This window comes from Streptomyces sp. NRRL S-337, from assembly GCF_000720175.1.
GTDB lineage: Bacteria > Actinomycetota > Actinomycetes > Streptomycetales > Streptomycetaceae > Streptomyces > Streptomyces siderophoricus.
Genome location: NZ_JOIX01000016.1, coordinates 14,666 through 26,077, shown reverse-complemented (window position 1 = coordinate 26,077; position 11,412 = coordinate 14,666). Strand labels below are relative to the sequence as shown.

Below are 11,412 nucleotides of genomic sequence, written 5' to 3'. Positions count from 1 at the left end.
GCACCGTCAACCAAATGCCGGGCGGTGCGGGGGCGTTGGGGCGCCTGGGCGGACGGTGCTCAGTTGGCCGGTCGGGCGATCCGGGCGGCGGAGGTGTAGATCCAGTCGAAGCCGTCGTACCCCTCGGTGTCGAGGTGCTGCGCCCGACGGAGTCCGGCGCGCACCGCCACGCGCTGGGAGGCGACATTGGCCGGGCGGACGCGGGCGATCAGCGGGATGTCGGGCACCGGAGGGACGCCCAGGCGGTGACCGCGCCGGCGGCTTCACCGGCGAAGCCCTGGCCCCAGGCCGAGGTGGCGAAACGGTAGAAGAGGTTCAGCACAGGCGACCCGTGGAGTTCCATGGGCTTGATCCCGCAGAATCCGAGCTGCCGGGCGGAGTCATGGCGGCGGACGACCCAGTACCCGTAGCCGTGCTGCTGCCACTGCTTGTCCCAGCGCCGGTAGAGGAGTTCGGCCTCCTCGAACCGGGCGAGCGCATCGGAGGGGTTGTGCGCGCACGTCTCGGGATCACGGTGGATGGCGAGGATCGCGCCGACAGGCGTGGGCGTCCGGGCCCGGGCTCGGCGTCTCCTCCGCGCCGGCCCGGGTCCCCGTCGCCGTGTACGGATCTCCGTCAGTGTGCCGTGCGGACCCGGCCCTCCGCCCCCCTTCCCTTCCCGCGCAGCACGGTGGCCCGTATCGCCAGGAAGATCAGCACGCCGATCGGGGAGAGGAGGACGGTCAGGAGGAGCAGGGGGCCCATCAGGAGGGGGTGGAGGTGCAGGGTGCGGGCCTCGCGGTACATCCACTGGCCGAGGAACAGGTCCCAGGCGATCACCTGCGCCCAGATCGCGCCGGCCCCGCCGCCGAGGCGCAGCAGGTCCTGGAAACCGGTCAGGTCGGGGTGGCTGACGGCCGCCCAGAGCTGCGGGAACACCGGGACGGCCAGGGCGAGGTAGACCGCCAGGACCGGGACCATCGGGAGGGGTGAGGCGGCGATCCGGTCGGTCCAGCGCCGGCCGGGAGCCAGGATCAGCAGCGCCCAGAACGGCGCGGCGAGGAGGAAGGCCAGATCGAACAGGGCGCTGGAGGTCATGCGGGGGACTCCGTGGTGAGGGCAGGGGTGGTAGTGGAGGGGGCGGGGAGGTCGTGGGCCGGGCGTGCGGGGTGGCGGCGGAGTGCCGCGTACGTGGCGAGGCCGGTGGCCGCTGCGAGGGTGGCGAGCGCGGTCAGCGTGGCCGTGTCCGGGTGGATGAGGGCCTGGCCGCGCAGTGCCTGCCAGGTGACCAGGGCCAGCAGCCCGGTGAGGAAACCCGCGGCGACCAGGACCAGCCGCAGCCGCACGCGTGCGTCGCGCAGCCGGGCGAACCGTCCGGCCAGCGCCTCGATCCCGTAGAGGAACAGCGGCAGCGCCTGGAGGGCGTGCATGCCGACGAAGTGCGGGATGCGCAGATCGCCGCCGGTGGTGTTCCAGCCGGTCAACGGCATGGCCGGACCGCCGTCGGGGACGCCGACGCTGTGCGCGCCGACGGCGGTGCGCAGCCCGTCGGCCTGCTGCTCCGGGGTGGGCATCAGCATCAGCCCGCCGAGCAGCAGTCCGGCCAGCGCGATCAGCGCGCCGAGGCGGATCGCCCAGGTGGTGGCCGGGTCGCCGAGCCGGGCCCGGAAGAGCAGGACCGCGATGACGAGGGTGGCGGTCCACAGGGCCACGATGGTGAGCCCCATGGCGACGAACAGGCCCTGGTCCAGGGGGGTTTCGATGTTGAAGTGGCTGCGCCGGCCGCGGATGGCCTGGCCGGTGATGATGGCCATTTCGATCAGCCCGGACACCACGACCACATGGGCCGCCCCCGCGCCCAGCCGGCCGGGCGAGGGGCGCCGGGAGAGCATCCAGGCCAGGGTCAGCCCGTAGGCGGCGAACGACACCGCGAACTTGAACGGCTTGAACCAGACCGGCGCCCCGAGCACGACCCGGTCGTCGACGATCAGGCCGGCCGCGGCGACGACCGCGAGCGCGGCCATCGCCCAGGAGAAGGCGAGCAGTGAACGGTATCTGGACATGGATCCCCCAGGGAGGGCACCGGTGCGCGGGTGCACGGGTGCCCAGGCGTGTGCGGGCGGCAGCGGCACAGAATGGATAGTGGAGCTTGCTGCTATCTGATAGCTGGACTATCTATGATGGGGGCGGAATTGGCAAGGCCGGGTGTGCGGGGGCCCGGGGGACAGGGCGGCGGGGCGGGACCCCGGCGCGGGAAAGGCGGCGGGTGCGGATGCGCATCGGGGAGCTGAGCCGGGAGACCGGGGTCGCGGTGCCGACCATCAAGTACTACGTCCGCGAGGGACTGCTGCCCGCGGGCCGGCTGACCAGCCCCAATCAGGCGCGTTACGACGACGGTCACGTCCGCCGGCTGCGGTTGATCCGGGGGCTGATGGACGTCGGCGGGCTCTCCGTCGCGAAGGTGCGGGAGGTGCTGGCCGCCGTCGACTCACCCGAGGAGCCGGTGCACAAGGTCCTCGGTACGGCGCAGGTGGCGATCGCCCCGCCGCAGGTCGCCGCGCCGGACGGCATGGAGGAGGCGCGGCGCGCGGTCGCCGGGCTGATTCGCCGGCGGGGCTGGCGGGTCGCCCCGGAGAATCCGTCCGTCGAGGCGCTGGCGGCCGCGCTGGCCACCCTTCGGGGCCTCGGGCACGGCGATTTCGGTGAGCTCCTCGACGACTATGCCGACGCCTGTGAGCGGGTGGCCGCCGCCGATCTGGCGTGGGTGGGCCGCAACGCGGAGGTCGACCGCCTGGTGGAGAGCGTGGTGGTGGGGACCGTGGTCGGGGACGCGGTCCTGAGTGCGATGCGCCGGCTGGCGCATGTGGACGCCTCGGCCCGCAGGTACGAGGGCGGGGAGGCGGTCTGAGGGGTGGTCGGCGGGCCCGGGTGGGGGTGTCCGGTGATGGGCGTCCGGTTGCGGGCCCGCCGGTGGAGCGGGGGGGCTGACGTCCTGACGTGACGTCAGGACGCGGCCGCGGGGGTGGCCTCCTGCTCCGCCTCGACCTGCTGGTTCCAGTCGCGCTTGGACGCCTGCCAGCCGTCCTCGTCGTGGCCGGCGCGCCAGTAGCCGGAGATGGACAGGTCCTCGCGCGGGACCTGGCGCTCGACGCGCAGCAGCCGGCGCAGCTCCTTCACGAAGCCCGCCTCGCCGTGCACGAACGCCTGGACCCGGCCGGGCGGGAACGCCAAGTTCCGTACTGCTGCGACCAGTTGGCGGCCGACCGGGGCGTCGCCGCGGTGGATCCAGGTGATCCGCGCGCCGGCCGGAGCGGTCAGCTCCTGGCGTTCCTCCGGCCCGGCGACCTCGATGAACGCATGCACCGCGGCGCCCGCCGGGATCCGCGCCAGGGACGCCGCGATAGCCGGCAGGGCGCTCTCGTCGCCGGCCAGGAGGTGCCAGTCGGCGGCCGGGTCCGGGGCGTAGGCGCCGCCGGGCCCGAGCAGGAAGATCTCGTCGTCCGGCTGCGCGGCCGCCGCCCAGGGCCCGGCCAGGCCCTCGTCGCCGTGCACCACGAAGTCCACGGTCAGCTCGCGGCTCTCCGGGTCCCAGGCGCGGACGGTGTACGTACGGGTCCGGGGCCAGCGGTCGCGCGGGAACTCGGCGCGGATCTGCGCGATGTCGAAGGGCTCCGGGTAGCGCACGCCGGGGACCGGGAAGACCAGCTTGACGTAGTGGTCGGAGTACTCGCCCGCGGCGAACTCCGCCAGTCCCTCGCCGCCGAGCACCACCCGGACCATGTGGGGGGTGAGCCGCTCGGTGCGCCGCACCCGGGCGCGGTGCAGTGCGGGCTTCTTGCGGGACGGACGTGTCGCTGCCACGGCAATCTCCCCTGACGCGGTGGGTGGCGGGCCCGGGAAAGCGGACCCGCCTTGTTAGGTATACCTAACCTAACAGTAGTTCACCGGCGGAGGGTGACGAGCAGCCGGTGCAGGGCGCCGCCCAGGCCCCACTGCGTGGCCAGCGCCTCCAGGCGCTCGGGGTCGGCCGGTTCCGCCGGCAGCGCGAGGTCCGCATCCGGGACGGGCACGTCGGTGGCCACCTTGATCACCTTCGGGGCGACCGCGACGTACGGCCGGGCCTCCAGCAGACGGGCGCGCTGCGCCGGGGTCACCTTCGAGGCGGGGTCCTCCGCGGCGGCCATGATCCCGGCGAGGTCGCCGTAGGTGGCCAGCAGCTTCGCCGCGGTCTTCTCGCCGATCCCCGGGACGCCGGGCAGACCGTCGCTGGGATCGCCGCGCAGCAGCGCCAGATCGGCGTACCCCGGGCCGTCGACGCCGTACTTCTCGCGCAGCCACGCCTCGTCGGTGACCTGGAGGGTGCCGACGCCCTTGAGGGGGTACAGGACGCGGATGCCGCGCCGGTCGTCGACGAGCTGGTAGAGGTCCCGGTCGCCGGTGACGATGTCCACCGGGCCTGGCGCCCGCGCCGCGAGCGTGCCGATGATGTCGTCGGCCTCGTAACCCGCCGCGCCGATCCGGGCGATGCCGAGCGCGTCCAGCACCTCCTCGATGACCGGGACCTGGGGCGAGAGGGTGTCGGGGACCTGCTCCTCGTCGGGCTCGCCCGAACCGGCCGGGGCCTCCTCGGCGACCCGGTGCGCCTTGTAGGAGGGGATCAGATCGACCCGCCACTGGGGACGCCAGTCGAAGTCCATGCAGGCGGCCAGGTCGTCGGGGTGGTGGTCCTGGACGAGCCGGGCGATGAAGTCCAGCAGACCGCGCACCGCGTTCACCGGCGTGCCGTCCGGGGCCCTGACCGATTCCGGTACCCCGAAATAGGCGCGGAAGTACAGCGAGGCGGTGTCGAGGAGCATCAGGCGTCGAGTCACACCCCGCATGATGCCGTATGCCCCAATCGTCGCCGCGATGTGATCTGGCACACCGATGTGTTTGCGCCGGATAAAGACGGGCAGACGCGCAGCCGGAGCGGACCCGGTGGAGATTCAACATTTCCAGCGGTAAAGGCGGGCGGACCCCGTCCCGCACCACGACCTGCCGGCGGGGGTGGCAGGTCGTTTCTCGTGCGACAAGAGAGGCATATGTGTCCAGGCTGCAAGCCGAGCACCTGTACAAGGTGTTCGGCAGACGACCCGAGGACGCGGTACGCAGACTCGAAGCCGGCGCGAGCCGGGAGGAGTTGCGGGCCGAAGGCACCACCGCCGCCGTGATCGACGCGTCGATCGAGGTGGACGAGGGCCAGATCTTCGTCGTCATGGGTCTGTCCGGGTCCGGCAAGTCCACGCTGCTGCGCATGCTCAACGGCCTGCTGGAGCCGACCGCCGGAACCGTGCGGATCGACGGCCAGGACCTCACCTCCCTCAGCGACAAGGAACTGCGCGCGGTCCGCTCCCGGAAGATCTCCATGGTCTTCCAGCACTTCGCGCTCTTCCCGCACCGCAGCGTCCTGGAGAACGCGGCCTACGGCCTGGAGGTCCAGGGCGTGCCGCGCGCCGAGCGCGAGCGGCGGGCCACCGAGGCACTGGAACTCACCGGCCTCAAGGGCTGGGAGAAGTCCTGGCCCGACGAGCTGTCCGGCGGTATGCAGCAGCGGGTGGGCCTGGCCCGGGCCCTGGCCACCGACGCCGATCTGCTGCTGATGGACGAGTCGTTCAGCGCGCTGGACCCGCTGATCCGGCGCGACATGCAGGACCAGCTGCTGGAACTGCAGAAGACCCTCAAGAAGACCATCGTCTTCATCACCCACGACCTCAACGAGGCGATGCGCCTCGGCGACCGGATCGCGGTGATGCGGGACGGCCGGATCGTGCAGACCGGCAGCGCCGAGGACATCCTCGTGCGCCCCGCCAACGACTACGTCGCCTCCTTCATCCAGGACGTGGACCGCAGCCGGGTACTGACCGCCGGCGCGGTCATGGCCGAGGTCGGCACGGTGCTCGGCGGCCGCACGCCGGAGGGCGGCACGCTCGGCACGGCCGCGGAGTTCCGTGCCGCGGCGCCGGCCACCGTGGACGTCGACACCCCGCTGGTGGAGCTGTTCACGCCGTGCTCGGCCAGCAGTGTGCCCGTCGCGGTGACCGACGACACGGGCGCCGTGATCGGTGCCGTACCGGCCGAGCGGCTGCTCGCGGTGCTCGGCGAGCCCGCCGAACAGGGTGCGGAGCAGGCGCCGGCGACGGCTCCCGGCGTCCCCGCCCAGCCCGGGGTGAAGACCCTCGCGAAGACGGCGAAGACGGACGGGGGAACGACGGAGGCGGCCGCGGGGACGGACGACGAACCCGGCGACGACGACCCCGAGGGCAAGGTGATCGCCGGTGCCTAGGATCCCGATAGGCAGCTGGGCCAACGACGCCGTCAACTGGCTGCGCGACAACCTCGACTGGCTCTTCACCCTCATCACGAAGGTGCTGAACGGCCTCTACGACGCGATCCACACGGTCCTCGCCGGGCCCGAACCGCTGCTGCTGACCGGCATCTTCGCGGTGCTCGCCTGGTGGCTGCGCGGACTGCCGGCCGCCGTGCTCACCTTCCTCGGGTTCGCCCTGATCGACTCGGTCGAACAGTGGGGCCCGACCGTCGAATCGCTCTCGCTGGTGCTGGTCGCCTGCCTGATCACCGTCGTGGTCGCGGTGCCGCTCGGCATCTGGGCGGCCCGCAGCCGGGTCGTCGGCGGAGCGCTGCGTCCGGTCCTGGACCTGATGCAGACCATGCCGGCGATGGTCTACCTGATCCCCGGCATCCTCTTCTTCGGCCTCGGTGTCGTCCCCGGCATCGTCGCCACCATCGTCTTCTCCATGCCGCCCGCGGTCCGCATGACGGAGCTGGGGATCCGGCAGGTCGACGAGGAACTGGTCGAGGCCGCCGAGGCGTTCGGCACCCACCCGCGGCGCACCCTCTTCCGCGTCCAGCTGCCGCTCGCGCTGCCCACGATCATGGCCGGCATCAACCAGGTCATCATGCTGGCGCTGTCCATGGTCGTCATCGCCGGCATGGTCGGCGGCGGCGGTCTCGGCTCGTCCGTCTACAACGCGATCAGCTCGGTCAACGTGGCGCTGGGCGCCGAGGCCGGCCTCGCGGTGGTCATCCTCGCCATGTATCTGGACCGGATGACCGGCGCCCTCAACCAGCGGGTCTCCCCGCTCGGCCGGCGCGCGCTGGCCAAGGCCCAGGCGTCGCTGGGCGGCCTGAAGTTCCTGCGGTGGCGGCCCGCCACGTCCGTGGCCGTGGTCGGCGTGGTCGTGCTCGCGCTGATCGCCGGCGGCATGGGCATGTTCGGCAAGAGCGCCGGCCAGGGCGGCGGGAACGGCCGCCCGATCAGCATCGGTTACGTCAACTGGGACGAGGGCAAGGCCACCACGTACCTCTGGAAGGAGATCCTGGAGGAGCGCGGCTACAAGCCCAGGGTCCAGGCCCTGGAGGCGGGTCCGCTGTTCGCCGGGCAGGCCCGCGGGGACATCGACGTGCAGACCAACGCCTGGCTGCCGACCACCCACGCCTCGTACTGGAAGAAGTACCAGGACCAGCTGGAGGACCTCGGCGCCTGGTACGACAAGACGTCGCTGGAGATCGCGGTGCCGTCGTACGTCAAGGGCGTCAAGACCCTGGACGACCTCAAGGGCAAGGCCGGCGAGTTCGGCGGCAGGATCACCGGCATCGAGCCCGGTGCCGGCGAGATGAAGATCCTCAAGGACAAGGTCCTCAAGGACTACGGCCTCGGCGGTACGTACAAGGTGCAGGAGTCCAGCACCGCGTCGATGCTCAGCGAGCTGGACCGCTCGGTCCATCAGAAGAAGCCGATCGCGGTCACGCTCTGGTCGCCGCACTGGGCGTACGACAAGTACCCGCTCACCAAGCTGAAGGACCCCAAGGGATCGTTCGGCTCGGGTGACAGCCTGCACCTGCTGGGCCGCAAGGGCTTCGCCAAGGACGAGCCCGAGGTCGCCAAGTGGATGAAGAACTTCCACCTGGACGAGAAGCAGCTCACCAGCCTGGAGAACGACGTCAAGAACGCCGGCGAGGGCCATGAGCAGGACGGTGTGCGCACCTGGCTGAAGAAGAACCCGGGCCTGGTCGAGAAGATCGCGCCGTCCGCCCACGCCACCTACGCCAAGGGCAAGGACGCGGGCAAGGCGCCCGACATCGGCTACCCGGCGTGGGACGAGGGCATCGCCACCACGTACCTCTGGAAGAACGTCCTGGAGAAGCGCGGCTACCGGCCGAACATCCGCAATCTCGACATCGGGCCGATGTGGACCGGCCTGTCCACCGGGCAGATCGACGTGGAGACGGACGGCTGGCTGCCGGTGGCGCAGAAACAGTACTGGGACAAGTACCGACACGATCTCGTCGACGTCGGGCCGTGGTACGACAAGACGTCCCTGGAAATCGCCGTGCCGTCGTACGTCAAGGGCGTCAAGACGCTCGACGACCTGCGGGCGCACAAGGACGAATTCAAGGGCAAAATTATCGGGATCGAGCCCGGCACGGGTGAGATGAAGCGGCTCAAGGACACCGTGGCACCGGCGTACGGGCTCCAGGACTTCGACGTCACCTCGGCCGGTACCAGCGCCATGCTCGCCGAGCTGGACCGCGCCTACCACAAGCACGAGCCGATCGCGGTCGTGCTGTGGTCGCCGCACTGGGCGTACAGCAAGTACCACCTGACCAAGCTCGCCGACCCCAAGGGCACCTGGGGCGCCAACAACCAGATCAAGACGCTCGGCAACAAGAACCTCCCGAAGAAATTCCCGGAGTTCTACGGCTGGCTGAAGAACTGGAAGATGAGCCCCGAGGAACTCGGCAGCCTGGAGAAGGACATCCAGGACGCCGGCAAGGGAAATGAGAACAAGGGCGTCGAGAAGTGGATCGGCGACCACCCGGGAATTGTGGACAAGATGGCGCCGGTGAAGTAGGCGGGCCTTTTCCCCAAGGCCGCAGCGGGCCCCGTTTCCCGGCAGTCGCCGGGCGGCGGGGCCCGCGACGTGTCCGGTTCACCTGACCGGCGGCGGATGCGCCGCGGAGCCCGGTGCGGGATGGTTCGCTGGGCACGTGAACCCTGCGCACATCGCCGCCGCCGCACTGCTCGGCGCCGCCGGTCTGGGCGTCGTCGCGCCGGCCGCCGGGGCCGAGGTCGACCCGGACCCGATGGTGGCCGGGCAGCGGGTGCGGATCAGCGACGAGCAGGAGTGCGGCGCGGTGCACGGCGCCCGGGCCGCCTCGAAGCTGTTCGGTCCGGTGGCGCTGCGGCCGGGCGCGGACGGCCTGACCGGCCAGGCCAGGGTCGCCGACGGTGCGGCCCCGGGCCGCTACCGGGTGATCATCGAATGCACGCCGGGCGGCGAGCGCCTCACCGAGCTGGTGACCGTACGGGCCGGGCGGGTCGAGGGGCTGACGGCGACCCAGGCGGCGGGCGGGCTGGCCCTGCTGCTGCTCGCCGGGGGCGCGGCGTATCTGCTGCGGCGCAGCGTCCGCCGTTAGCCGGGGAAGGCGGGTGCGCACCCTCGTCGACCCCTAGCCTGGGCCCATGACCCGTCGCGTGGTGTCCCTGGTGCCGTCCCTCACCGAAGCCGTGGCCGTCAGCGCGCCCGGGCTGCTGGTCGGGGCGACCGACTGGTGCGGTCGTCCGGCGGACCTCGACGTGGTGCGGATCGGCGGCACCAAGAACCCCGACACCGCCCGGATCGCCGCGCTGGCGCCCGACCTGGTGCTCGCCAACGAGGAGGAGAACCGCCCGGCCGATCTGGCCGCCCTGCGCGCCGCCGGGCTGGAGGTGCTGGTCACCGAGGTACGGACGCTGGAGCAGGGGTTCCGGGAGCTGCACCGGGTGCTGGTCGCCGGCTGCCGGCTGGCCCGGCCCGGGTGGCTGGACGCCGCCGAGGCCGCCTGGCGTGACCTGGCCCGGCCGGCGGGGGAGCGGACCGCGGTGGTGCCCGTCTGGCGGAGGCCGTGGATGGTGCTGGGCCGGGACACCTTCGCCGGCGACCTCCTGGCCCGCCTCGGCGTACGGAACGTCTACGCCGGCCACCCGGACCGCTATCCGCGGATCGCCCTGGACGCCCTCAACGCCGCCGGCGCCGACCTCGTCGTGCTGCCCGACGAGCCCTACCGCTTCACCGCCGACGACGGGCCCGAGGCGTTCCCCGGGCTGCCCGCCGCGCTGGTCAGCGGGCGCGATCTCACCTGGTACGGCCCGTCGTTGGCGACCGCCCCGGCAGCCCTCGCCAAGGCGCTGGCCGGGGCCGGCTGAGCCGTACGGCAGGGCCGGCTAACGGGCCGGCGGCACAGGCGTGAGCAGCCGGCCGTGGACCAGGCCGCTCGCGGTGCGGGCGGCGGCCACCGCGACCGCGGCCACCAGCAGGGCGTACAGCGCCACGGCCAGCCAGGTGAAGGCGGTCAGCCCGGTGTGCCGCGCCAGGCCCGCCGCCCCGGTGACGCAGGTGCCGAGCGGGAAGGTGAAGCCCCACCAGGTCATCGCGAACGGCATGCCGTTGCGGACGGCGCGGACCACCAGCGCCGTCGCGAGCGCCAGCCACAGCAGGGCGAACCCCGTCACCGGGATCCCGTACAGGACCGCGAAGGCGCCCATCGCGTGGGCGGTCGGGGCGTCGACGACGCCCGGCGCCACGTCGGCCAGGTTTCCGGTCGCGGTGGTGGACTGGCCGAGCGGGCCGAGGACGAGGAACAGCGTGGGGGTGAGCGCGAGCGGCAGCGGGCCGTGGTGGATCAGCCGGGACATCACCAGGGGCAGCACCAGCAGCGTCGCCAGCAGCGACATCCCGAACAGCGCGTAGCAGCCCAGCAGCATCGCCTGCCGGGCCTGGCCGGCCGGCAGATGGGGGAGCAGGCCCGGGCCGAGGGCCGCCGAGACCATCGGCGCCACCAGCGGCAGCAGCCAGACCGGGGTCGCACTGCCCGGCTCGATGCGGTGGCGGGTCACCATCAGGTACGGGATCGCGGCGGCCCCGGCCACTCCGACGAGGGTGCCCAGGCTCCACAGCACCGCGTCGGTGGCGAGCGCGGCCGGCCCGCCGATGACGTCCCGGCCCACCGTCAGCGTGCCGCCGCCCACCGCCAGCAGGGCCATCGACAGACACCCGTAGAACGGCGCCACGGCCGGGTCGAGGAGATGCCGGCGGGCCTGGTCGGTGTGGCGGAGCCAGTGGACGGTACGGGCGGCCAGCAGGGTGACCAGCAGCAGCCCCGACAGCGCCCAGACGAGCTGGTAGGCGGTGCGCAGCCCCGGGGCGGCGAGCGGCAGGGCCGCGCCGGCGTTGGCGACGATCGCGGTGCCCATCACGGTGGCGTACCAGTTCGGGCCGAGATGGCGGACCGGGCCCGAGGGGCCGGCCGGGTCCGAGGGGCGGGGCGGGGCGGCGGGGCGGGAAGGTGCGTGCGCGAGGGTTGCCATGGAGGAAGCGTCGGTGGTCGCCGCCG

12 protein-coding genes are annotated in these 11,412 nt (G+C 72.5%); 5 read left to right on the top strand and 7 right to left on the bottom strand.

Features of this window, described 5'->3' with window-relative positions; all coding sequences use genetic code 11:
* Nucleotides 1-59: 59 nt before the first annotated feature.
* The 4 genes from IG62_RS48630 to IG62_RS0114205 all read right to left on the bottom strand — a co-directional run bounded on the left by IG62_RS48630 (nt 60) and on the right by IG62_RS0114205 (nt 2,003).
* The gene (locus IG62_RS48630) at nt 60-227 is read right to left on the bottom strand and encodes a hypothetical protein (protein WP_234326497.1); all 168 of its coding nucleotides are present in this window, start codon (nt 225-227) and stop codon (nt 60-62) included.
* Nucleotides 209-520, bottom strand: a complete 312-nt coding sequence (locus tag IG62_RS48625; protein ID WP_234326500.1) for a GNAT family N-acetyltransferase — start codon at nt 518-520, stop codon at nt 209-211. The genes IG62_RS48630 and IG62_RS48625 overlap by 19 nt, the downstream gene beginning before the upstream one ends.
* Before the next feature lie 95 nt (nt 521-615).
* Nucleotides 616-1,077: an ABA4-like family protein gene (locus IG62_RS0114210; protein ID WP_037838326.1), complete on the bottom strand. Its 462-nt coding sequence runs from the start codon at nt 1,075-1,077 to the stop codon at nt 616-618.
* Nucleotides 1,074-2,003 carry a hypothetical protein gene (locus IG62_RS0114205; protein ID WP_107052976.1) on the bottom strand — a complete coding sequence of 310 codons (930 nt, stop codon included), beginning with the start codon at nt 2,001-2,003 and terminating at the stop codon, nt 1,074-1,076. Before IG62_RS0114205 ends, IG62_RS0114210 begins: the two co-directional genes overlap by 4 nt.
* A gap of 248 nt (nt 2,004-2,251) precedes the next feature.
* Between IG62_RS0114205 and IG62_RS0114200 the strand changes: the two genes are divergently transcribed.
* On the top strand, nt 2,252-2,887 hold the full coding sequence (locus IG62_RS0114200; protein ID WP_030801792.1) for a MerR family transcriptional regulator: 636 nt from the start codon (nt 2,252-2,254) through the stop codon (nt 2,885-2,887).
* A 95-nt stretch (nt 2,888-2,982) separates the two neighbouring features.
* On the opposite strand, the gene IG62_RS0114195 is transcribed toward IG62_RS0114200, so the two are convergent.
* Nucleotides 2,983-3,840 carry a siderophore-interacting protein gene (locus IG62_RS0114195; RefSeq protein WP_030801790.1) on the bottom strand — a complete coding sequence of 286 codons (858 nt, stop codon included), beginning with the start codon at nt 3,838-3,840 and terminating at the stop codon, nt 2,983-2,985.
* Nucleotides 3,841-3,920: 80 nt separating this feature from the next.
* Nucleotides 3,921-4,835, bottom strand: coding sequence for a 5'-3' exonuclease (locus tag IG62_RS0114190; protein WP_030801788.1), 915 nt, complete (start codon nt 4,833-4,835; stop codon nt 3,921-3,923).
* Between the two features lie 227 nt (nt 4,836-5,062).
* Here IG62_RS0114190 and IG62_RS0114185 point away from each other — a divergent pair, with 227 nt between their 5' ends.
* From IG62_RS0114185 to IG62_RS0114170, 4 genes are all read left to right on the top strand, one after another.
* On the top strand, nt 5,063-6,301 hold the full coding sequence (locus tag IG62_RS0114185; RefSeq protein ID WP_030801785.1) for a quaternary amine ABC transporter ATP-binding protein: 1,239 nt from the start codon (nt 5,063-5,065) through the stop codon (nt 6,299-6,301).
* Entirely contained in the window at nt 6,294-8,891 is a 2,598-nt protein-coding gene (locus IG62_RS0114180; protein WP_030801783.1) for an ABC transporter permease/substrate binding protein, read from the top strand. Before IG62_RS0114185 ends, IG62_RS0114180 begins: the two co-directional genes overlap by 8 nt.
* Before the next feature lie 136 nt (nt 8,892-9,027).
* A complete protein-coding gene (locus IG62_RS0114175) occupies nt 9,028-9,456 on the top strand; it encodes a hypothetical protein (RefSeq protein ID WP_030801780.1) in 429 nt (142 codons plus the stop codon).
* A 46-nt stretch (nt 9,457-9,502) separates the two neighbouring features.
* Nucleotides 9,503-10,225: a helical backbone metal receptor gene (locus IG62_RS0114170; protein WP_030801777.1), complete on the top strand. Its 723-nt coding sequence runs from the start codon at nt 9,503-9,505 to the stop codon at nt 10,223-10,225.
* An 18-nt stretch (nt 10,226-10,243) separates the two neighbouring features.
* On the opposite strand, the gene IG62_RS0114165 is transcribed toward IG62_RS0114170, so the two are convergent.
* Nucleotides 10,244-11,386: a TDT family transporter gene (locus IG62_RS0114165; RefSeq protein ID WP_030801775.1), complete on the bottom strand. Its 1,143-nt coding sequence runs from the start codon at nt 11,384-11,386 to the stop codon at nt 10,244-10,246.
* Nucleotides 11,387-11,412 lie beyond the last annotated feature (26 nt).